This window comes from Thioalkalivibrio sp. AKL8 (assembly GCF_000380525.1).
In the GTDB taxonomy this organism is placed as follows: domain Bacteria; phylum Pseudomonadota; class Gammaproteobacteria; order Ectothiorhodospirales; family Ectothiorhodospiraceae; genus Thioalkalivibrio; species Thioalkalivibrio versutus.
The window spans coordinates 125,562-148,236 of record NZ_AQYF01000008.1 but is presented as its reverse complement, the minus strand read 5'-3'; the positions used below and the strand labels follow the sequence as shown (position 1 = coordinate 148,236).

The 22,675-nt window shown below is 67.3% G+C and carries 17 protein-coding genes and 2 riboswitches; of the genes, 12 read left to right on the top strand and 5 right to left on the bottom strand.

What is annotated here, in order from left to right:
• Window positions 1-42: 42 nt before the first annotated feature.
• Complete coding sequence (locus G335_RS0107995) at window positions 43-1,434, bottom strand: sodium:alanine symporter family protein (RefSeq protein WP_018176405.1); 1,392 nt, start codon at window positions 1,432-1,434, stop codon at window positions 43-45.
• Window positions 1,435-1,592: 158 nt separating this feature from the next.
• Between G335_RS0107995 and G335_RS0107990 the strand changes: the two genes are divergently transcribed.
• The 9 genes from G335_RS0107990 (at window position 1,593) to G335_RS0107950 (ending at window position 14,918) form a co-directional block, all read left to right on the top strand.
• On the top strand, window positions 1,593-2,513 hold the full coding sequence (locus G335_RS0107990) for a ZIP family metal transporter (protein WP_018176404.1): 921 nt from the start codon (window positions 1,593-1,595) through the stop codon (window positions 2,511-2,513).
• A 302-nt stretch (window positions 2,514-2,815) separates the two neighbouring features.
• Window positions 2,816-2,917, top strand: a riboswitch (glycine riboswitch).
• Window position 2,918: 1 nt separating this feature from the next.
• Window positions 2,919-3,030: riboswitch (glycine riboswitch) on the top strand.
• A 120-nt stretch (window positions 3,031-3,150) separates the two neighbouring features.
• Window positions 3,151-4,254 carry a glycine cleavage system aminomethyltransferase GcvT gene (gene gcvT, locus G335_RS0107985; RefSeq protein ID WP_018176403.1) on the top strand — a complete coding sequence of 368 codons (1,104 nt, stop codon included), beginning with the start codon at window positions 3,151-3,153 and terminating at the stop codon, window positions 4,252-4,254.
• Between the two features lie 75 nt (window positions 4,255-4,329).
• The gene (gcvH, locus tag G335_RS0107980) at window positions 4,330-4,722 is read left to right on the top strand and encodes a glycine cleavage system protein GcvH (RefSeq protein WP_018176402.1); all 393 of its coding nucleotides are present in this window, start codon (window positions 4,330-4,332) and stop codon (window positions 4,720-4,722) included.
• Window positions 4,723-4,806: 84 nt separating this feature from the next.
• Complete coding sequence (gene gcvPA / locus G335_RS0107975) at window positions 4,807-6,159, top strand: aminomethyl-transferring glycine dehydrogenase subunit GcvPA (protein ID WP_018176401.1); 1,353 nt, start codon at window positions 4,807-4,809, stop codon at window positions 6,157-6,159.
• Between the two features lie 63 nt (window positions 6,160-6,222).
• Complete coding sequence (gene tpx, locus G335_RS0107970) at window positions 6,223-6,750, top strand: thiol peroxidase (protein ID WP_018146132.1); 528 nt, start codon at window positions 6,223-6,225, stop codon at window positions 6,748-6,750.
• Window positions 6,751-6,831: 81 nt separating this feature from the next.
• The gene (gene gcvPB / locus G335_RS0107965; RefSeq protein ID WP_018176400.1) at window positions 6,832-8,340 is read left to right on the top strand and encodes an aminomethyl-transferring glycine dehydrogenase subunit GcvPB; all 1,509 of its coding nucleotides are present in this window, start codon (window positions 6,832-6,834) and stop codon (window positions 8,338-8,340) included.
• A gap of 247 nt (window positions 8,341-8,587) precedes the next feature.
• Window positions 8,588-10,960 carry a PAS domain S-box protein gene (locus tag G335_RS0107960; protein WP_018176399.1) on the top strand — a complete coding sequence of 791 codons (2,373 nt, stop codon included), beginning with the start codon at window positions 8,588-8,590 and terminating at the stop codon, window positions 10,958-10,960.
• A 31-nt stretch (window positions 10,961-10,991) separates the two neighbouring features.
• Window positions 10,992-14,534 carry a PAS domain S-box protein gene (locus tag G335_RS0107955; RefSeq protein ID WP_018176398.1) on the top strand — a complete coding sequence of 1,181 codons (3,543 nt, stop codon included), beginning with the start codon at window positions 10,992-10,994 and terminating at the stop codon, window positions 14,532-14,534.
• Between the two features lie 24 nt (window positions 14,535-14,558).
• On the top strand, window positions 14,559-14,918 hold the full coding sequence (locus tag G335_RS0107950; RefSeq protein WP_018176397.1) for a diacylglycerol kinase: 360 nt from the start codon (window positions 14,559-14,561) through the stop codon (window positions 14,916-14,918).
• Window positions 14,919-15,107: 189 nt separating this feature from the next.
• Here the strand turns inward: G335_RS0107950 and G335_RS0107945 are convergent, their stop codons facing one another.
• A complete protein-coding gene (locus G335_RS0107945) occupies window positions 15,108-16,193 on the bottom strand; it encodes a zinc ABC transporter substrate-binding protein ZnuA (protein ID WP_018176396.1) in 1,086 nt (361 codons plus the stop codon).
• A gap of 44 nt (window positions 16,194-16,237) precedes the next feature.
• Between G335_RS0107945 and znuC the strand changes: the two genes are divergently transcribed.
• Together znuC and znuB are read left to right on the top strand one after the other, a co-directional pair.
• Entirely contained in the window at window positions 16,238-17,071 is an 834-nt protein-coding gene (gene znuC, locus G335_RS0107940) for a zinc ABC transporter ATP-binding protein ZnuC (protein WP_018146126.1), read from the top strand.
• Window positions 17,068-17,889 (top strand): zinc ABC transporter permease subunit ZnuB, encoded by an 822-nt coding sequence (gene znuB / locus G335_RS0107935; protein ID WP_026304790.1) that lies wholly within the window; start codon window positions 17,068-17,070, stop codon window positions 17,887-17,889. Before znuC ends, znuB begins: the two co-directional genes overlap by 4 nt.
• A 427-nt stretch (window positions 17,890-18,316) precedes the next feature.
• Here the strand turns inward: znuB and G335_RS0107930 are convergent, their stop codons facing one another.
• From G335_RS0107930 to lgt, 3 genes are read right to left on the bottom strand one after another with little or no spacing between them, the layout of a single operon-like run.
• Window positions 18,317-18,811, bottom strand: coding sequence for a dihydrofolate reductase (locus G335_RS0107930; protein WP_018176394.1), 495 nt, complete (start codon window positions 18,809-18,811; stop codon window positions 18,317-18,319).
• 17 nt (window positions 18,812-18,828) lie between these two features.
• A complete protein-coding gene (locus G335_RS0107925; protein WP_018176393.1) occupies window positions 18,829-19,647 on the bottom strand; it encodes a thymidylate synthase in 819 nt (272 codons plus the stop codon).
• Window position 19,648: 1 nt separating this feature from the next.
• Window positions 19,649-20,464 (bottom strand): prolipoprotein diacylglyceryl transferase, encoded by an 816-nt coding sequence (gene lgt, locus G335_RS0107920; RefSeq protein ID WP_018146122.1) that lies wholly within the window; start codon window positions 20,462-20,464, stop codon window positions 19,649-19,651.
• A 101-nt stretch (window positions 20,465-20,565) separates the two neighbouring features.
• Between lgt and G335_RS0107915 the strand changes: the two genes are divergently transcribed.
• On the top strand, window positions 20,566-22,599 hold the full coding sequence (locus G335_RS0107915) for a thioredoxin domain-containing protein (protein WP_018176392.1): 2,034 nt from the start codon (window positions 20,566-20,568) through the stop codon (window positions 22,597-22,599).
• Window positions 22,600-22,675: the final 76 nt, after the last annotated feature.

Genomic DNA, 22,675 nt, shown 5'->3' with positions numbered 1-22,675 from the left:
CCCTGTGCGAACGGGTCGGATGGACCGCCCGCAAAGCTGTGCTCATCCCTCATGGCGATCCGGCATCGGGCGATGCGCCACGTAGTCGTCGCGCAGCTTCTTGACCAGGCCGGCCAGCAGGATCAGCGCGATCAGGTTGGGTGCGGCCATCAGGATGTTGGCGATGTCGGAGAAGTTCCAGACCACGCCCAGCGGGATGGTCGCGCCGATCACGATGAGGATGACGAACACGACGCGGTAGGGCATCACCGCGCGTTCGCCGAACAGGAAGTAGGCCGAGCGGTCGCCGTAGTAGGACCAGGCGATCATGGTGGAGAAGGCGAACAGCATCAGGCTGATGCCGACTACCATGGCGCCGAACGGACCCAGCGTGGAGCTGAAGGCGGTGGCGGTCAGCGAGGCACCGACCACGTCGTCGGCGCGGTCGATATAGGCCCCGGTGACGACAATGGCCAGGCCGGTCAGGGTGCAGACCACGATGGTGTCGATGAACGGCTCGAGCATGGCCACCGAGCCCTCGCGCGGCGGGTCGCCGTTCTTGGCCGCGGCGTGCGCCATGGCCGAGGAGCCCAGGCCCGCCTCGTTGGAGAACATGCCGCGCGCGACGCCGTACTGAATGGCGAGGCCGATGGCACCGCCGCCGGCGGCCCAGGGGTTGAGCGCGAGATTCAGGATGGTCCCGATCGCGGCCGGGACGGCCCCGATGTTGGCGGCGATCACCACGAAGGCACCCAGCATGTAGATCACGGCCATGAACGGGACGATGGTCGAGGCGATCATGGCGATGCGCTTCACACCGCCGATGATCACCAGCGCCACCAGCACGGCCATGGTCAGGCCGATCATCAGGGCCATCCAGCCCATGATGTCGTCGTCGGCGCGCAGATCCGGCACGATGAAGGTCAGGCCGTCGACCACCGAGTTGGCCTGCACCATGTTGCCGATGCCGAACGAGGCGATCAGGGTGAAGACGGCGAACAGGATGGCCAGCTTCTTCATCTTGAGGCCGTGGAGCAGGGTGAACATTGGCCCGCCGGCGATGCTGCCGTCCGGGGCGATCTCGCGGTAGCGAACGGCCAGGGTGGTCTCGGCGAACTTGGTGGCCATGCCGAAGAAGGCCGTCACCCACATCCAGAACAGCGCCCCGGGGCCGCCCAGCGCGATGGCCGTGGCCACGCCGGCGATGTTCCCGGTACCGATGGTGCCGGACAGCGCGGTCGACAGCGCCTGGAATGGCGAGATCTGCCCGGTGCCGCCGCCGCGTCCATCTGACCCGCGCAGGGCGCGCCAGCCCTCGCGGAATGCGACGACCTGGACCAGCCCCAGGCGAATGGTGAGGTAGAGCCCGGTGCCCAGCAGCAGGATCAGTGTGAGCGGGTTGCCCCAAAGCAGGCCGGCGGTGTCGCCGAGGAACTGGTCGATGGTGTCGAGCATCGGTGGGTCCTTGTGGTCCGGAGCGGCTTTGGCTGAAAACTCTACCGCGCACAACGGGTGTTGACGATAGCTTTTGTCGAACCCGGCCATTGGGCGCGTCTGTGGAACGCCGCGATGGACCCTGTTTCAATGGCGGCTTCGACTCTCAAGGACGACGCATGACCGAACCCTCTCCCGCCGTTTCCGAGCCGGATCACGGCAAACCGGTGCCCCGGATCTTCCTCGTCGGATCGCTGATCGCGCTGGCGGTCTTCATCTGGCTGGTCAGTCTGCTGTGGCCGATGCTGGAAGAGCGCATTGCCGATCTGAACACGCTGCAGATCGGCTTGCTGGCGAGTTTCGTCGCGGGTCTGATGACCGCGGTGGGGGCGATCCCGATCTTCTTCCTGCGCCGCATCAGTCAGTCGGTCGAGGACGCGATGATGGGCTTCGGCGCCGGCGTGATGCTGTCGGCCACGGCCTTCGAGCTGGTGCTCCCCTCGGTGGAGCAGGCCGAGGCGCAGTACGGCGGCGTGGGGATGGCCATTGTCGTGCTGGCGGTGGGGATCGGGCTGGGTGGCGGTGCATTGCTGGCGCTGCACAAGCTGGTGCCGCACGAGCACTTCTTCATCGGGCCGCAAAGCGGTGCCGACCCGCAGAAGATCCGTCGCGTATGGTTGTTCATCTTTGCAATCGCACTGCACAACCTGCCGGAAGGCCTGGCGGTGGGGGTCGGCTTCGGCGGCGATGACGTGAGCGACGGGATCGCGCTGGCCATCGGGATCGGGCTGCAGAATATGCCCGAGGGGCTGGTGGTCGCCATCGCCCTGCTGTCGCTGGGCTACAGCAAGTGGGCGGCATTCGGGGTGACCTTGCTGACCGGGCTGGTGCAGCCGATCGGCGGCCTGATCGGGGCCGGAGCGATCACGCTGATGGAATTCCTGCTGCCCTGGGGGCTGGCGTTCGCGGCCGGCGCGATGCTGTTCGTGATCAGTCACGAGATCATCCCCGAGTCGCACCGCAAGGGCCACGAGGCCCAGGCCACGGTGGGGGTCCTGGTCGGCTTCGTCGTCCTGCTTGCGATCGACATGGCGTTGTAGGGCGCGCCCAGAGTGTCGCCCGCGCAGAGTGTCGCCACTGGCACCGTCATTGCGAGGAGCCGCAGGCGACGCGGCAACCTCCGTCCGAAACCACCGGATGCTGATCGTGACGCACTGCCAGCTTTCGGAGGTTGCTTCGTCGCCTTCGGCTCCTCGCAATGACGGTGCTTTTTGGATGCATGCGGGGGCAGGTGACGGGGCAGGCCGGGGCGTCGGAATAGTGGCGCGGCCCGTCCGGGCTTTCGCAGCGGGGGTATTTTGGTCTACAATTACTTTCGTCTGTGGGCGCCCGACAATGCCCGCACACCGTTCTGGAAGAGATCTGCGATCGCCAGTCGATTGGCAGACGCCGAAGGCGCAACATCCGCCCGGAATCGCTCAGGCTACAGGACCGGAACGGTGCAGGAGACACACTCTGGAGAGCGGCCGGAAACGGCCCACCGAAGGGGGCGGTCACGCAGTCCGACAACGGGCTGACGCGACGCAAACTCTCAGGTTTCAGGACAGAGGGGCGGCTGGCAGATTCATTCTGCCGGCCGCCCCTTTTTTTATGCCCGGAGCGCGGCGGCCGGGCCTCGCGGTTCCACCGGCGGATGCCGGCGAGCCGACCACGACACGCAAGCAAGGCGAGAACTAGATGACGACGTTGAAGACAACTCCGCTCCATGCCGCGCATCAGCGCGCGGGGGCCAAGCTGGTCGATTTCGCCGGTTGGGAGATGCCGCTGCATTACGGCTCCCAGATGGAGGAGCACAAGCGGGTGCGCGAATCCGCCGGCATGTTCGATGTCTCGCACATGCAGGTCGTGGATATCCACGGCCCGCAGGCCCAGGCCTTCCTGCGCTATCTGCTGGCCAACGACGTGGCCAAGCTGAAGACCGAGGGTCGCGCGCTGTACAGCTGCATGCTGAACGAGGCCGGCGGCGTGATCGACGACCTGATCATCTATTGGACCGGTGGCGATACCTACCGCGCCGTGGTCAATGCCGCCACCGCCGAGGGCGACATCGCTCACATGCAGGCGGTCGCGAAGGACTTTGACGTACACGTGGAGCCGCGCCCGGAGTTCGCCCTGATTGCGATTCAGGGGCCGCAGGCGGTGGAGAAGACCCTGCCGCTGTTGCCGGCCGATCTGCGCAATGCGGGGGATCTCAAGCCGTTTTCCGCGGTCTGGAATGACAAGTGGTTTGTCGCCCGCACGGGCTACACCGGCGAAGACGGCTTCGAGGTGATGCTGCCGGCGGAGGAGGCCGACGGTCTCTGGGAAAAGCTGAAGGATGCCGGCGTGCACCCCATCGGCCTCGGCGCGCGCGACACCCTGCGCCTGGAGGCCGGCATGAATCTCTACGGCACGGACATGGACGACCAGACCAATCCGCTGACCGCCAACCTGGGCTGGACCATCGCGCTGAAGGATGCCGAGCGGGACTTCATCGGCCGCGCGCCGATCGAGCAGTCGAAGGCCGAGGGCGTGAAGGAACGCATGGTGGGGCTGGTACTGGATGGTCGCGGGGTGCTGCGTGGCGGCACCCGCATCGAAACCGAGGCCGGCGACGGCGTGGTCACCTCCGGCAGTTTCGCGCCCAGTCTGGGCGTGTCGGTCGCGTTCGCGCGTATCCCGGCCGAGGTCGAGGCCGAGCAGCTGCACGCGGACATCCGCGGCCGCAAGCTGCCGGTGCGCGTGGTCAAGCCGGTGTTCGTCCGCAACGGCGAGCCGCAGATCGATCTGCCGAAAAACTGAAGCGAGGATTGCCTCATCCCGCGTGCACCGGACTACACTGCGCAGGCGGGATCTAACAAGCAAAAGGAAGATGTCATGAGCGAAGCACCGAAGGATCTGAAGTACACCAAAAGCCACGAGTGGGTGCGCAGCGAGGCCGACGGCAGCGTGACCGTGGGCATCACCGATCACGCGCAGGAACTGCTGGGTGATCTGGTGTTTGTCGAGGCCCCGGAAGCGGGCAGCACCATCGAGGCCGGCACGGCCTGCGCCACGGTGGAGTCGGTCAAGGCCGCCTCGGATATCTATGCGCCGATCTCCGGTGAGGTGACCGCGGTCAACGAGGACCTGGCCGACAGCCCCGAGAAGGTCAACGAGTCGCCCTTCGAGGATGGCTGGCTGTTCAAGGTGGAGCCGTCCGATGCCGGCCAGCTGGATGCGCTGATGGACGCGGATGCCTATGCCGCGCACGTCGAGGCGGAATCCTGAGCGTAGCCGCGTATCACCGGTCCCGGCCGCGTCCGGCCGGGACCCAACCGAACTTCGCCGCAATCGGCGAAAGCGAGACCTGACATGCCGTTTATCCCGCATACCGAAGAAGACATCCGTGCCATGCTCGACAGCATTGGCGCCGAATCCGTCGAGGACCTGTTCGACGAGATTCCCGCCGACCTGCGTGCGCCGCCACTCACGGGGATCCCCGAGGGCGAGAGCGAGATGGGCATCACCCGCCTGATGCAGGAGCGGGCTGCGAAGGACGGCATGCCATCGAATTTCATCGGGGCCGGTGCCTACGAGCACCACATCCCGGCCGCCGTGTGGCAGATCGCTACCCGCGGCGAGTTCTACAGCGCCTACACGCCGTACCAGGCGGAGGCCAGCCAGGGCACGCTGCAGCTGATCTACGAATACCAGACGATGATCAGCCGCCTGACCGGGATGGAGGTCTCCAACGCCTCCCTGTATGACGGCGCCTCCGCCCTGGCCGAGGCCGTGCTGATGGCGGTGCGCGTGAATCGCCGTTCCAAGGCCAAGCGCGTGCTGCTGCCGGGGGCGCTGCACCCGGACTATCGCAAGGTGGTGAAGACGCTGATCGGCAACCAGGGCATCGAACTGGTCGAACTGCCGTTCGACGAAACCACCGGCCAGACCCCGGTGGAGGCGCTGGCGCCGTATGCGGACGACGACGTCACCGCCATGGTGATCAGCCAGCCCAACTTCTTCGGCATCCTGGAAGACGTGGATGCCCTGACCGGGTGGGCCGAAGAACGCGGCATCCCGGTTATCGCCGTGGTGAACCCGGTCTCGCTGGCGCTGCTAAAGCCGCCGGGCGAGTGGGGCGCCAATGGCGTGGACATCGTGGTCGGCGAGGGCCAGCCGCTGGGTGCGCCGCTGTCGTCCGGCGGGCCGTACTACGGCTTCATGACCACGCTGAAAAAGCATATCCGGCAGATGCCGGGGCGCATAGTCGGCCGTGCCGAGGACGCCGACGGCAAGCCTGGTTTCGTGCTGACCCTGCAGGCGCGCGAGCAGCATATCCGCCGCTCCAAGGCGACCTCGAACATCTGCACCAACCAGGGCCTGGTGGTGACGGCGTCGACGATCCATATGTCGCTGCTGGGTGACGAGGGCCTGACCCGCGTGGCCGAGGCCTGCTACGCCAACACCCATGCGCTGGTGGAAAAACTGGCCGCCAAGGGCATCAAGCCGCGCTTTACCGGCGAGTACTTCCACGAAGTCGCGCTGGACTTCGGCGGCGATGCCGCGACCCGCGTGCAGACCATGGCCGATGCCGGCGTGCTGGCGGGCCTCGAGCTGAGCCGGGACTATCCGCAGCTGGATGGCTGCGTGCTCGCCTGCGCCACCGAGACCAAGACCGAATCCGACCTGGAGCAGTACGTGACCACTTGGGAGCAGGCCGCCTGAGGCGGTTCGGCTTCCCACGGTCAACGACACCAAGCGCCATACACATCAAGCCGGGAGGCAACCATGGCCGAAATCAAGCTGCAAGGTAATCCGATCAACACCAACGGCGATCTGCCGCACGTGGGCTCGCCGGCCCCGGACTTCAAGCTGACCAACAAGGATCTGCAGGATGTCTCACTGGCCGACTTCGGCGACAAGCGCAAGCTGATCTCCATCGTGCCCAGCCTGGATACCCCGGTCTGCGCCGACTCCACCAAGAAGTTCAACGAGATGGTCGCCAGCCGTCCGGATCTCGAGATCCTGATCGTCTCCGCCGACCTGCCGTTCGCGATGAGCCGCTTCTGCGCCGCCGAGAACCTGGAACGCGTGACCGTGCTGTCGATGATGCGCGATCGCAACTTCGCCCAGGACTACGGCGTGCTGATCCAGGACGGCCCGCTGGCCGGGATCACCGCGCGCGGTGTGGTCGTGTTGGATACCGACAACCTGGTGATGCACGCCCAGCTGGTCTCCGAGATCGGCGACGAGCCGGACTACGACGCCGCGTTCGCGGCCCTGGATGATCGGGCCAACCTGAGCCCGACCCAGTAATCGGCCGGAGTCCCTCCGTGCCGCCGGTGGCCGGGCCTGTGCCCGGTCGCCGTCACCCGAATACGCAAGCGAGAAACCGCTATGAGCACCACTGAAGCCAATCTGATCTTCGAACGTTCCCGCGCCGGCCGCTCGGCCGTGGCCCAGGCGCCGCGCGACCACGCCGCGACCCGCATCCCGGCGAACCTGCAGCGCAAGTCCGCCCCGGGTCTGCCGGCGGCCTCGGAACTGGACGTGGTGCGGCACTACACGCGGTTGTCGCAGAAGAACTTCTCCATCGACACCGAGTTCTACCCGCTAGGCTCGTGCACGATGAAGTACAACCCGCGCGCCTGTAACAGCCTGGCGATGCTGCCCGGGTTCCTGAACCGGCATCCGCTTGCTCCGGCCAGCCACAGCCAGGGCTTCCTGCAGACGATGTTCGAATTGCAGGAGATGCTGAAGGAAGTGACCGGCATGAAGGCCGTGTCGCTGGCGCCGATGGCGGGTGCCCAGGGCGAGTACACCGGTGTGGCCATGATCCGCGCCTACCACGATTCCCGCGGCGATACCGAGCGCCGCGAGATCATCGTCCCGGATGCCGCCCACGGCACCAACCCGGCGACCGCGATCATGTGCGGCTACGAGGTGCGCGAGATCCCCACCGACGATACCGGTGACGTGGATATCGAGGCCCTGAAGGCCGCCGTGGGTCCGCACACCGCCGGGATCATGCTGACCAACCCGTCCACCGTGGGCGTGTTCGAACGGCGCATCAAGCAGATTGCCGGCATCGTGCACGAGGCCGGCGGCCTGCTGTACTACGACGGCGCCAACCTGAACGCGATCCTCGGCAAGGTGCGCCCGGGCGACATGGGCTTCGACGTGATCCACATGAACCTGCACAAGACCTTCTCCACGCCGCATGGTGGCGGTGGACCGGGTTCCGGTGCCGTGGGCGTGGCCGAACGGCTGCTGCCGTTCATGCCGATCCCGCACGTGATCGAAGCCGAGCAGGGCGGCTACCGCTTTGCCGAGGAATCCGATCGTCCGCAGAGCATCGGGCGCCTGTCCGCGTTTGCCGGGAACGCCGGTGTGCTCCTGCGGGCCTATATCTACATGCGCATGCTGGGGCGCGAGGGCATGGTGCGGGTCTCCGAATTCTCGACCCTGAATGCCAACTACCTGGCGCGCGAACTGGCCGCAGCCGGGTTCGACTTGGCCTATCCCAAGCGCCGTGCCACGCACGAGTTCATCGTGACCATGAAGAAGCAGGCCAAGGAACGTGGACTGACTGCGGGCGATGTGGCCAAGCGCCTGCTCGACCACGGCTACCATGCGCCGACCACTTACTTCCCGCTGCTGGTGCCGGAGTGCCTGCTGGTAGAGCCGACCGAGACCGAGTCGAAAGAGACCCTGGACGGCTTCGTCGAGGCGATGGCCTGCATCTTGGCCGAGTCGGAGAACGACATGGACACGATCAAGGGCGCGCCACACACGCTACCGAACCGGCGCTTCAACGAAGTGGCCGCCGCCAAGGCGCTGGATGTCGTGTTCCAGCCCGCCGAGGACGGGGATGCCAGCGCGCCGCGCACCGGTACGCACGGCTGACGGGATTCCCGGGGACCCGCCCCGGGCTTCCTGGTTCGTCCTGTAACGCCCCCGCTTGTCGGGGGCGTTTCCGTTTTGCAGGGCAGTAAACGCCTTATTGTGGGGTCAAGCGGAAACCGGACTGGTTATCTGGTAGGTTTCTGGACTCAGTCTACCAATCCACCGCCAGGTCCGAGGGCAGAAGGCACGCCGGGCGTGTCTTTGACGAAGTCTCTGCAAAGAGAGACGCAGACGGACAAGGAACCCAATGAGCGAGATTTGTGCCATCCACGGCTATGCGGCGCTGTTCGAGCATGCGCCGGTGGGGCTGGCCGAGATGGATACCGAGGGGCGCATCTTGCGCGCCAATCCCCGCCTGGGCGCCTTGCTGGCCTGTGATCCGGCGGATCTGGCGGACGCGATCCTGCAAGACTACGTGTGCCCGGACGACCGCGAGCGTTGCGCGGCGCGGCGTCACGTCCTGCTGAACGGGGATTGCAGCACCAGCAGCTTCGAGGCGCGTCTGCTGGATGCCACCGATCAGGCGCACTGGGTGGAGTTGGCGGTTAGCCGGATCCCGGCCACCGAGGACTGCCCCGAGGCCCTGCTCGTGGCGGTCGCCGATATTGGCGTGCGCAAGGAGACGGAGCAGCGTACCGAGACCCTGCTGCGCGCCAGTCCGGCCGTGATCTACACCATGGACCCCTCGGACTTCGGCACCATGACCTGGCTCAGCCCCAACGTGCAGGCCGTCACTGGCTGGGCGCCAGAGCAGGTTACCGGCCAGCCTGACTGGTTGCAGGCCCACCTGGCTCGCGAGGATTACCAGCGTTGCGCCGGCCAGGTGAAGCGCTGGCTGGCCGATGGCGCGCGCGGATTCTGTCGCCTGAGCTATCGCCAGCGCATGCCCAGCGGGCACTGGCAATGGCTGGAGGATCAGGTGACGGCGATCCGCGACGGTCAGGGCGCGGTCGTCGAACTGGTGGGTGCCTTCCAGGACGTGGGGGCGCGGGAGGAGACTGAGCGCCATCTGGAAAAGATTGCGCACAACCTGCCCGGGGTGATCTACCAGTACCGCCAGTACCCGGATGGCCGGGCGTCGTTCCCGTATGCCAGTGAGGGCATGGCCGATGTGTACGGCGTGACGCCCGAGGCCGTAATGCTCGATGCCCGCCGCGTTTTCGACGTGATCCACCCGGATGATGTCGAGCGGGTCGCCGCCAGTATCGAGGCCTCCATGCGCTGCCTGGAATCGTGGCGTCAGCGCTATCGCGTGCGCCACCCCGAGCGCGGCGAGATCTGGGTGGAAGGGCATGCCAGTCCCGAGGCACTGGAGGATGGCAGTGTGCTCTGGTTCGGGGTGATCCTGGACATCACCGAACGGGTGCAGGCCGAAGAGGTCCTGCATCTGCGCGAGCGCGAGCTGGCCGAGGCCCAGCGCATCGCGCATATCGGCAACTGGGTGTCGGACTTTGTCCGCAACGAGGTTCGCTGGTCGGACGAGGTCTTCCGGATTTTCGGGATGTCCCGCGGTGAATGGGGCGGGACGCACGAGGCCTTTATGCATGCGGTGCATCCGGGCGATCGCGAACGGGTCCAGGCCGAGGTGGATGCCTCGCTGGGTGGGGACGGGGCGCTTGATATCGTGCACCGGGTTCTGCGCCCGGACGGCGACGAGCGCGTGGTGCACGAACGCGGTTATGTAGAGTTCGATGCCGCTGGACGCGTCCAGCGGATGATCGGCACGGTCCAGGACATCACCGAACGCCATCATCTGGAGCAGGAGCAGCGTCTGCTGGCGGCGACCTTCGACAGCAGTCAGGCGATCTTCATCACCGATGTCGAGGGTACGATCCAGCGCGTCAACGCGACCTTTGCCGAACTCACGGGATTCACCGAGGAAGACGCGGTGGGCCAGAATCCGCGCATCATGAATTCGGGCCGACAGGACCGCGGCTTTTATGACGAGATGTTCCAGTCCGTGCGTGAAAACGGCCACTGGTCCGGCGAGGTGTGGAACCGGCGCAAGGATGGCCGGATCTTCCCCCTGCACGAGATCGTGACTGCGATCCGGGATGCCAGCGGTGTGATCGAGTACTACATCGCCATGTTCCACGACATCTCGCGGCAGAAGGAGCTGGAGGCTGCGCTGGAATATCAGGCCTTCTACGACACGCTGACCGATGCCGCCAATCGGGGCCATTTCGAGGCATTGCTGGAGCAGGAGGCCCGGCGGGCGGAGCGCTATGCGGACCCCTGTTCGCTGGTGATGCTGGACCTGGACCGCTTCAAGCGGATCAACGACACCCATGGCCACGACATCGGCGACGAGGTCCTGCGCCGGGTGGTGGCGACGGCCGGCGAACGCCTGCGCCAGTCCGATGTGCTGGGCCGTTGGGGCGGCGAGGAATTCATGGTCATGCTACCCAGTACCGGTGCCGAAGATGCCTGCTGCCTGGCCGAGGACCTGCGCCGGCAGGTGGCCGCGCTGGATCTGCCCCGGGTCGGGCAGGTGACCATCAGTCTGGGCGTGGCGGAGTGCCGTCGTGGCGAGGCGATCAAGGACTGGATCAAGCGTGCGGACGATGCGATGTACCGGGCCAAGCACTCGGGGCGCAATCGCGTGGTATGGCAGGATTGACGGCCACGGCCAAACTCCTGGGGGAGACTTGATGGATCCTGCGGAGCATGCAGGCGCGGGCTTGTTCCACCGGGCCGCCGTGGGGCTGGTGTTTCTGGAGGCCAGTGGCCGCATTCATGCGGCCAATGCGCGCCTGGCGGAATGGCTGGGCTGCGCGGCGGATGACTTCGATGGTGTGCGGCTGGCCGAGTGCGTGCCGCAGGTGCAGCACAAGGCGTTGATGGACGCCCTCGCACGCTCCGGCTCGGCCGAAGTGACCCTGGAGCTTTCGCTCAGGGCGCCGCACGTCGAGGACGCGAAGGCGGTTGCCTGCACGCTGGTGCTGGCGCCCGATCCGGACGGGCGGCTCGCCACCGTGCAGCGCCAGGCGCAAGGCGATTCCGCCGCCCAGGTCTACGACCAGATCTTTACCGCCAATACCGCCCCGAAGCTGCTGATCAACCCCGAGGATGGCGGGATCGTCGATGCCAATCCGGCCGCAGTGGCGTTCTACGGCTATTCGGCCGAGGCGTTGAAGGCCATGTGCATCCAGGACATCAACACGCTCTCGGCGGACGACGTGCGCACCGAGATGGAGCGGGCGGCTCGCGAGGAACGCCGCTTCTTCGGTTTTCGCCACCGCATCTGCGGGGGCGAGATCCGCGATGTCGAGGTGTATTCCGGCCCGGTGGTGCTGGACGGGACCCAATATCTCTACTCGATCATTCACGATGTCTCGGAGACCCGGCGCTACGAGCAGGAGTTGGAGTTCTACGGAATCGCGTTTGGTCGGCTTCCGGTGGGTGTCTACCGTAATACCCCGGGGCCAGAGGGCCGCTTTGTGCGGCTCAATCCGGCCATGGTGGAGCTGTTCGAGGCGGAAACCGAGACCGAACTGCGTTCGACGCCGGTCCACGAGCTCTACCGCGATCCGGTCGAGCGCGAGGCCTTCAGTCGCGACCTCAAGGCCTACGGGCGGGTTGTCGGTCGCGAGTTGGATCTAAGGACACTGCGGGGACGCCCGTTTCGTGCCCGGATCACCGCGTACCGGACCGAGGATGGGGATGGTCGGCATGTGTTCGATGGCGTGATCGAGGATGTCACTGAATTGCGCGCGGCCGAGGCGTTCCAGACGCGCTTGCTGGGCAGTCTGGCCGAAGGGGTCTTTGGGCTGGATCGCTATGGTCGCTATACCTTCCTGAATCCGGCGGCCTGTCGTCTGCTGGGTTTCGAGGGCGAAGGCGATGCTCTGGGGCGGGATGCGCATTCGACCAACCATCACACGCTGGTGGACGGGACCCCCTATCCACCCGAGGCCTGCCCGATCCGCCGTGTCCTCGAGACCGGCAAACCGGTGGAATCCTGGGACGATCACTTCGCGCGTGCCGACGGGACCCTGTTTCCGGTGAGCGTCTTTACCGCACCCACGTTCGACGTATCCGGGCGGGTCGACGGCGCCGTGGTCTCGTTCCAGGACCAGACCGCCCGGCATGAGCGCGAGGCGCGTCTGACCAAGGCAACCAGCCACCTGCCCGGGGCGATCTACCAGTATCGGTTGTATCCGGACGGACGCCACGCCTTCCCGTTCGTCAGCGAAGGCGTCCAGCGGGTGTACGGGTTGTCCCCTGACGAGATCCAGGAGGACGCCGATGCGGCCTTCGCTCGGGTGAACCCCGACGACCTCCCGCGTATCCAGGCCAGCATCCAGGAGTCGGCGCGCTTGCTGGGGCCCTGGCAGGTGCGTTTCCGCGTCCGCCATCCGTTACGCGGGACGGTCTGGGTCGAGGGCCGCGCGACGCCGCAAGTCCTGCGAGCGGACGGCAGTATGGTCTGGCACGGGGTGATGATCGACATCACCGAGCAGGTGGCGATGGAGGAGGCCCTGCGTGAGCGTGGCGAGGAACTGGCCGCGGCGCAGCGCATCGCGCACGTGGGGAGCTGGGTCTGGACGATCCCGGAGGATCGCACGCGCTGGTCGGACGAGGTCTATCGCATCTTCGGTCTGCGGCGGGAGGATTGGGAGGCGAACTATGCGGGCTTCTTGCAGGCCGTGCACCCGGACGACCGGGACCGCGTGGCCGCCACGGTGGAGGCGGCGCTGGAGACCGGGGAGTACGACATTCATTTCCGGGTCCTGCGGCCCGATGGCCGTGAGCGCGTGGTCCACACGCGCGGCGCGGTCGAGCGCGATGCCGGCGGCAAGCCCCGACGCCTGATCGGGACGGTGCAGGACGTGACCGACCGCCGCGCGCTGGAGGAGAACCTGCGCCGGCTGGTCGGCATCCTGGAGTTCACCCCCGATGTGGTCGGCATGCACGGGCCGGACGGGAACATGCTGTTCCTGAATGCGGGCGGGCGTGCATTGTTCGGTCTGCCACCGGCCTCCGGAGAGCCGTGGGACCCCGAAACCGGCTGGAATACCCGAAGCCTGCCGACGGAGGTGGATTCCCTGGAGACCACGGTCCGGCGGTTCCATCCGCCCTGGGCCGCGGACCATATCCTGCAGGAGGCGGTCCCGGTGGCGATGCGCGAGGGCATCTGGCAGGGCGAGACTGTCGTGCTGGATGGCGAAGGCCACGAAGTGCCGGTGTCCCAGGTCATCATGGTTCGCCACGATGGCCAGGGGCAGGTGCGGCAAATCTCGACCATCCTGCGTGATCTCTCGCAACGCAAGGCCGTGGAAGAGGCCCTGCGCGAGAGCGAGGCGCGTTTCCGCCAGCTGGCCGGGTCCGTGAACGAGGTCTTCTGGCTGCAGGACGAGCATTCGATTTTGTACGTCAATCCGGCCTACGAACGGGTCTGGGGGTACAGCCGCGAGCACCTGTACCGCGACCGGACCGAGATGCTGGAGGCCGTGCATCCGGAGGACCGTGCCCGGGTGGAGGCGGTGTTTCTTTCCGGGGCTTTCGGGGACGGAACGGCCGACGAGACCTTTCGAATTCTGCGCCCGGACGGGGAGCAGCGCTGGGTTCGGGTCCGCCGTTACCCGATTGCGGACACAGAGGGTCGGGTGACCCGGGTGGCCGGAACGGCGGTCGACATCACCGCGCTGAAGGCCACCCAGCAAGAGCTGGAACGCAACCAGGCGGAACTCGAGCGTCAGGCCTTCTATGACCGACTGACCGGTGTTGCGAATCGGCGCTATTTCGAAAGCCTGCTGGATCGCGAAGTCGAGCGCGCCGAACGCTACGGACAGGGGTTCTCGCTGGTGATGTTCGACCTCGATCACTTCAAGAAGGTCAACGACACCTATGGTCATGCCGCCGGGGATGTGGTGTTGCAGGAGGTGACCCGCGTGGCGGGCGAACGCCTGCGTGGCGCGGATGTGCTCGGGCGCTGGGGGGGCGAGGAGTTCATGGTCCTGCTTCCGGGCGACCCGGCGGAGGCCGGCGCACGGGTGGCGGAGTTGATCCGGGCGCGGGTGGCCGGGCATGCCTTCCCGGGCGTAGGCAGGGTCACGGTCAGCCTCGGGGTGGCGGCGTTTCACCCCGGCGAGCCCCGCGGTGAGCTGCTGCGGCGGGTCGACGAGGCGCTCTACCGCGCCAAGCGCGAGGGCCGCAACCGGGTGGCCGTGGCGCCGCCGCCCGCCGCATGACGGGGCGCACCGAGGGGAATCCGGGTGGCGCATAGTGGCCGACGCGGTCTGGGCCGGGTGCTGCATGCCTTCGGGTATTCCTGGCGCGGGCTGCGCGAGGCGTATCAGCACGAGTCGGCGTTTCGTCAGGAGCTGGCGTTGCTCGCGGTATTGCTGCCGCTGGCGATCTGGTTGGGCGAGAGCGGGGTGGAGCGGGCTCTGCTGGCCGGCAGTGCCTTGTTGATCCTGGTGGTGGAACTGCTGAACTCGGCGGTGGAGGCGGCAATCGACCGGTTTGGCGACGAACGCCATCCGCTGTCGGCGCGCGCCAAGGACATGGCCTCGGCCGCGGTGCTGGTCAGCTTCCTCCTGGCGGCGCTGGTGTGGGGGCTGATCCTGCTCTGACCGCGGTGGGCATCCGGGCCTTTTCCCTTCGGTTACCCCGGCCGAAGCGAAGCGCAGAGCCGGGATATCCGGCTTCGGGGGCTGTCCCGGCGTGGGAGATCCCGGATAACCGCTACGCGGTTTCCGGGGTGACGGCACAGGAAGGTGGGGCGGCGATGCGCAGCGTCCGGAGGTGGGGCCGCGTGTCCGTCAGGAGCCGTTATGTGCCATGCAGTCGGTGAAGCCGTCCGCCATACCCTGCATCAGCAGGAACCAGGCATCGGGGCCAGGCTCCAGCTCCGCGCCGATTGGATCGAGCATGCCGAGCCGGGTGCCGGTACCCTCGGCCACGGTTTCCGCCAGCGCCGGGCGAAACTGCGGTTCGGTGAACAGGCAGGCGACATCGCCCTCGGCCAGACGGCCGCGTAGTTCGGACAGCCGGCGGGCCCCGGGCATGCGCGAGGGATCGACGCTGATGGAGCCGGCCGCGTTCAGGCCATAGTGCTGCTCGAAGTACTGGTAGGCGTCGTGAAACACCATGAAGCGCTGGTCGCGTACCGGCGCCAGTTGCTCGGCGATCCTGGCGTCCATCTCGTCGATGCGCTGGAGCAGGCCGTCCCGGTTGTCCCGGATCGTTGCGGCCTGTTCCGGATCGAGTTCCGCGAGGCGCTCCGCAAGCTGTTCGACGATGGCCCGTGCGACGCCCGGCGACAGCCACAGGTGGCTGTCGTAATCGCCATGTGCATGCCCGTGCCCGTCGTCATGCGCGGCGTGTCCATGATTATCCGAGCCGTGAGCATCGTGGTCGTGCGCGTCATGGTCGTGTGCGTGGTCCGCGTGTCCGTTGTGATCGTCGTGGGGATGATCGTCATGCCCATGGCCGCCATCGTCGCCGTGGTCATGATGGCCTTCCCATACGCCCCCGGTGCGGCCCTCCAGAAGATCGAGATCGAGGTCGTGCATCAGGCTGATGACCGTCGCGCGGTCGGCGATCCCGTGCAGCGAGCGCTCCAGAAAGCCCTCGAGCTCCGGACCCACCCAGACCACCAGGTCGGCCTGCTGCAGGCGCCGTGCCTCGGAGGGACGCATGGAATAGCCGTGGGGCGAGGCGCTGGCCGGCACCAGCAGTTCCACCTCGTGGGTGTCGCCGGCCAGCGCGGCAACCAGACTGTGAATCGGTAGAATCGATGCGACGATGCGCGGGCTGTCGGCCTGCGCGGGCGTGGCCACCGTCACCAGAAACGCCAGGGCCAGGAGCAGGGCGAGGAAGGTCGGGCGGCGGGCAGCAGAGCGCATGGGAGGATTCTCCATCGGATTCAATAACGTTATAGTATACCAATATGAATCGCGAAACCCCTTCCCCGCACGCGCAACCGGCGACGGACGCCTCGCCGTTGCTGGCCGCCCGCGACGTCTCGCTGGAACGCGGCGGGCGGGTGATCCTGGATCATGTCTCGGTCCAGGTGCGGCCGGCCGAGGTGACCGTGGTGATCGGCCCCAACGGGGCGGGCAAGACCTCGCTGTTGCGAGTGCTGCTGGGACTGTGGAAGCCGGGACAGGGCCGGGTACAACGCCGGCGCGGGCTGCGCATCGGCTACATGCCGCAGCGCCTGCAGATCGAGCCGGTGCTGCCATTGTCGGTGCGGCGTTTTCTGACGCTGCGCCAGCGGGCCCCGGAGGCCGTCCTGCGCGAAGGCCTGGAGCGGGTCGGCGTGCCGCATCTGCTGCACAAGCCGGTGCAGTCGCTTTCCGGCGGCGAGATGCAGCGGGTGCTGCTGGCGCGCGCCCTGCTCAATCGACCGAACCTGCTGGTGCTGGACGAGCCCGCCCAGGGGGTGGATATTGTCGGCCAGGGCGAGGTGTTCAAGCTGATCGATGACATCCGCCACGAGACCGGCTGCGGGGTGCTGATGGTTTCGCACGACCTGCACCTGGTGATGGCCGGGGCCGACGCGGTGATCTGCCTGAACCAGCATGTGTGCTGCACCGGCCGGCCGGAGGAGGTGTCGCGGCATCCCGAGTACCAGCGCCTGTTCCCGGAGACGGACATGCAGGGGATCGGGGTCTACCGGCACGATCACGACCACGTGCACGATGTGGCCGGGGATGTGCACGAACATCACGCCGGCTGCGGCCATGCCCACCGGCCCGGTCCCGGGGGCGACTCCCGATGATGGATGGCCTGCTCGACGATTTCCTGATTCGTGCGCTGCTGGCGGGGCTGATGGTGGCCGCCGTCGCGGGTCCGCTGGGGGCCTTCGTGGTCTGGCGGCGCATGGCCTATTTCGGCGATACCGTGTCGCATTCGGCGTTGCTGGGCGTCGCGCTGGGCGTGTTGCTGGGGCTGAATCTCAACCTGATGGTCACGATCGTGTGCGTGGCCATCGCCATCCTGCTGGTACTGCTGCAGCGGCGGCAGGAACTGGCCTCGGACACCCTGCTCGGGATTCTCGCGCACAGTTCGCTGTCGCTGGGGATCGTCGCCGTTACCTTTATCGAGGGGTTGCGGGTGGATCTGATGGCCTACCTGTTCGGTGACATCCTCGCGGTGGGCACCAACGACTTGATGTCCATCGCGGTCGGCGGTGGCGTGGCGTTGCTGCTGCTGATCCTGCTGTGGCGCCCGCTGCTGGCGCTGACGGTGCACGAGGAGCTCGCCCAGGTGGAGGGTGTGCCGGTGCTGCTGGTGCGGCTGGGCCTGATGCTGCTGATCGCACTGGTGATCGCGGCGGCGATGCAGGTGGTCGGCGTGCTGCTGATCACGGCGCTGATGATCATCCCGGCGGCCAGTGCCCGGCGCTTTGCGGCCACCCCCGAGCAGATGGCGATCCTCGCCGGCATCATCGGCATGCTGGCCGTGGGGGCCGGGCTGTGGGGCTCCTTCCAGTACGACACCCCGACCGGCCCGACCATCGTGGTCGCCGCGATGCTGGGCTTCATCTTGGTCCACCTGCTGCCCGGCCGCCTGATCCCCCACTTTGGCGGGCGCTGACAACACCTTTCTTCACCACGAAGCGCACGAAGGCACGAAGAACGGGCTAAGGATCCGGGCGATTGTGCACCCTAGGGGGCACAGAGAAAGATTGTTCCTGATTAGCCACGAGGGTCAGCCAGTCAGGGGGATCGTCCAGGGGCGCAAATAGCCCGCCGCAGGTCGCTTTAATCCGGGCCTTTCTGGAATGTCCCCGTCCCCGGCCCCGGCCCTTGCCCCTGTACTGTCATCCCGGCCGCAGCGAAGCGAAGGGCCGGGAACCCCGGCCGCCGTGATCCCGGATAACCGCTACGTGGTTTCCGGGATCACGAAGCAGGAGGGGCGTGGAGCCCTGGGGCGTGTACCACTGCGTTCCAGGGCCACCTTCGGCCGCCGGGTGCTGTACATACCCGGGCCCGCACGGTCCCTGGACGGCGCCGGGTCGCGTTCAGCGGCGGCGTTCGAGGCGTTCGAAGGTGAAGGGGCAGGCGTGGCGTTCGTCGGCTTCGTGGTGCTCGGACCAGACGACGTCCCAGTCCGCGGGGTCGAGGGCGGGGAAGAAGGTGTCGCCGGCATGGCACTCGTGCACCCGGGTCAGGTGCAGCACGTCGGCGCGCGGCAGGGTCTCCGCGAACAGCCCGGCGCCGCCGATCACGAAGGCGGGGCCGGCCTCGATGGTGGCCAGCGCCGCATCCAGATCGCGATAGACCTCGATACCCTCCGCTTGCCAGTCCGCCTGGCGCGTCAGCACCAGGTTGCGGCGTTTCGGCAGCGGGCGCCCGATGGATTCGAAGGTGCGCCGCCCCATGATCATCGGGTGACCGGCAGTCATTCGCTTGAAGTGCTGCAGGTCCTTCGGCAGGTGCCAGGGCAGGTCGTTGTCGCGCCCGATCACGTGATCCGGATCGAGCGCGACCATCAGATGAATCTCGGGCTGGGGCATGGGGACTCCGGTAACGCTCAGATCGCGATGGGGGCCTTGATCGGGGGGTGCGACTGGTAGTCGCGCACCTCGATGTCGTCGAAGGTGAAGGCGAACAGGTCGGTGACGTCCGGGTTCAGGTGCAGGGTTGGCAGCGGCAGCGGTTCGCGCCCGAGCAGTTCTTCGACCTGCTCCTGGTGGTTGCGGTAGAGGTGGGCGTCGCCGAAGGTATGGACGAACTCGCCGGGCTTCAGGCCCACCACCTGCGCGAGCATGTGGGTCAGCAGGGCGTAGCTGGCGATGTTGAACGGCACGCCGAGGAAGACATCCGCGCTGCGCTGGTAGAGCTGGCAGGACAGGCGATCGTCGGCCACGTAGAACTGGAACAGGGTGTGGCAGGGCGCCAGGGCCATGCGCCCGGCCTCCGCGTTCGCCTGCGGCGAGATGGATTCGTCCGGCAGGTCGGCCACGTTCCAGGCGCTGATGATGTGGCGCCGGGAGTGGGGGCGGTTCCTCAGGTTGTCGATCAGTTCGGCAAGCTGGTCGTGGCCGGCCCAGTTGCGCCACTGCGCGCCGTAGACGGGGCCCAGGTCGCCGGCCTCGGTGGCCCACTCGTCCCAGATGCGGACCTTGTGCTCGCGCAGGTAGCCGACATTGGTATCGCCGGCGATGAACCACAGCAGTTCGTGGATTACCGAGCGCAGATGGGTGCGTTTGGTGGTGACCAGCGGGAAGCCGTCGGCCAGGTCGAAGCGCATCTGGTAGCCGAAGACCGAGCGCGTGCCGGTACCGGTGCGGTCCGGACGGTCCGTGCCGTGGTCGCGGATGTGCCGCACCAGGTCCAGGTATTGCTGCATCTCAGGCGGTCTCCGGGGCCGGGCGGGGTGCGGGCAGGGGGTTGCGCCGCGACCAGACGATCAGGGCAACGCCGAACAGGATCACCGGCAGGGTCAGGACCTGTCCCATGGTGAGCCAGTCGAAGGCGAGGTAGCCGAGATGGGCGTCGGGCACGCGCACGAACTCGACCGCGAAACGGAAGCTGCCGTAAAGCGTCAGGAACAGCCCGGAGATCAGTCCGGTACGCCGCGGCTGGCGCGAGACGACCCACAACACCACGAACAGCACGAGCCCTTCGAGAAAGGCCTGGTACAGCTGCGACGGATGACGGGGGATGTAGTCCGCGGCCGGGAAGACCATGGCCCAGGGCAGGTCGGTGGGTTTGCCCCACAGCTCGCCGTTGATCCAGTTGCCGATGCGCCCGGCGCCCAGGCCGATCGGGATCAGGGGGGCGATGAAGTCGGTCAGACGGAAGAACGGCTGGCCGATCTTGCGGGCGTATAGCCAGCAGGTGACCAGCACGCCGGCCAGCCCGCCGTGGAAGGCCATGCCGCCCTCCCAGATGCGGAACAGGCTCAGCGGGTCGGCCAGCGTCGTGTCGAGGTTGTAGAACAGTGCATAGCCGAGCCGCCCGCCGACGACGACCCCGAGTACGCCCCAGAACAGCAGGTCACCGACCTGCCAGGGGTGCAGGGGGTCCCAGTTGCGGCTGCGGGTGCGCCATACGCCCAACGCCCAGAAGGCGACGAAGCCGACCAGGTATGTCAGGCCGTACCAGTACAGGGTCAGTGGGCCGATGGACAGGGCGACGGGGTCGATAAACGGGTGTGTGGGCATGGGCGCTTGCGGATGAAAAACCGGCTGCACATGCTACTCGCCCGGGCCCCGGCATGCACCTGTATGCCGCTAGCCCGATCCACCTGCAAGGAGGCCGCGCGATGAATCGACTGGCCGGGGCCAGCAGCCCGTATCTGCTGCAGCACGCCGACAACCCTGTTGACTGGTATCCCTGGGGCGAGGAGGCGCTGGACCGCGCCCGCCGGGAGGACAAGCCAATCCTGCTCTCGATTGGTTATTCCGCCTGCCACTGGTGCCACGTGATGGCGCACGAATCCTTCGAGGATCCGGCCACCGCCGAGGTGATGAACGCGCGCTTCATCAACATCAAGGTGGACCGCGAGGAGCGCCCGGACCTCGACCGCATCTACCAGAACGCGCACATGCTGCTGTCGCAGCGCCCCGGAGGCTGGCCGCTGACCGTCTTCCTGACCCCGGACCAGGTGCCGTTTTTTGCCGGGACCTACTTCCCGAACACCCCGCGCCACGGCCTGCCATCGTTCGTGGACCTGATGACCCGGGTGTCCGATTTCCTCGCCGAGCACCCCGAGGAGATCCAGCGCCAGAACGACTCGTTGCAGCAGGCACTGGGGCGGATCTACAGCCCGGCCGGTGGCGCGATCCCGGCCCTCAGTGTCATCGACAAGGGGCGCGCCGAACTGGCGAAGACCTTCGACGAGCAGTTCGGCGGTTTCGGGGACGCCCCCAAGTTCCCGCACCCAGCGTCGCTCGAGTGGCTGGCCTGGCACTCGGCGCGCCATGGCGATGCCGAGGCGGAGCGCATGCTGGCCCGTACCCTGGGTGCGATGGCCGCCGGCGGGATCTTCGATCAGGTGGGCGGTGGCTTCTGCCGCTACTCGGTGGATGCCCGCTGGATGATCCCGCACTTCGAGAAGATGCTCTACGACAACGGGCCGTTGCTGGGGCTGTACGCCGAGCGCGCCGCCCACGGCGACGAATGCGCGCGGCGGGTGGTGGAGCCGACGGTCGCCTGGCTGGAGCGCGAGATGCGGGATCCCTCCGGGGCCTTTTATTCGAGCCTGGACGCGGACTCCGAGGGCGAGGAAGGACGCTTCTATGTCTGGGACCCGGAGACGGTCCAGGCGCTCCTGACGGAGGACGAGTGGGCCGTCGCCAGCCGGGTCTGGGGACTCCACGGCCCGGCCAATTTCGAGGGGCGCTGGCATCTGCACGAGGTGGCACCAGCGGCGACCGTCGCGGATGCGCTGGGGATCGACGAAGCGGAGGCGAACACGCGTCTGGACCGGGCCCGCGAACGCCTGCTCGCGGCACGCGAGGACCGGGTGCGACCGCATCGCGACGAGAAGATCCTGGGCGCCTGGAATGCGCTGATGATCGCGGGCCTGGCGCGTGCCGCGCGCGCCCTGGAGCGCCCGGAATGGTTGCGCCTGGCACGCGAGGCGATGACCGCCGTGCGCGAGCGTCTGTGGCGCGACGGCCGGTTGTGCGCCAGCGTGCGCGAGGGGGCGACCGGCGCGATGCCGCGCGCCTACCTGGACGATCACGCCCTCTTGCTGGAGGCCACGCTGGCGCTGCTGGAGGCCGAGTGGGACAGCGACCTGCTGGCCTGGGCCACCACGCTGGCCGACACCCTGCTGGAGGACTTCGAGGACCGCGAACAGGGCGGTTTCTTCTTCACCGCCCGGGATCACGAGGCACTGATCCAGCGCCCGAAGGTCTATGCCGACGATGCCATGGCGGCCGGCAACGGGACCGCCGCTCAGGTATTGCAGAAACTCGGGTTCCTGCTGTCCGAACCCCGCTACCTGGAGGCGGCCGAGCGCACGCTGGCGAACGCCGGCCCGATGGTCGAGCAGGCGCCACTGGGCCACATGAGCCTGCTGACCGCGCTGGACATCCATTACCAGGCGCCGGCCCTGGTCGTGCTGCGGGGGCCAGCCGACGAACTTCCCGCGTGGCAGCAGCGACTGCGGGTGCAGGATGCTCCGGTGTGGACCTTCGCGATTCCCGCGCCGGCCGGCGATCTGCCCGCCGCGCTCGCGGAGAAAGCCGCCCCGGAGACGGGCGTGCGGGCCTATGTCTGTCGCGGGTTGCAGTGCGCGGCCCCGGTGACCGATCCCGTTGCGCTGGAAGGTGCGCTCGACGAGGGTTGAATCGCCCGGACTCGCACCCACGGTAGAATGAGAGCCCGTGTGCAGGAGCCTGCAAGCAGGCTCCTGCGGGGGGTAG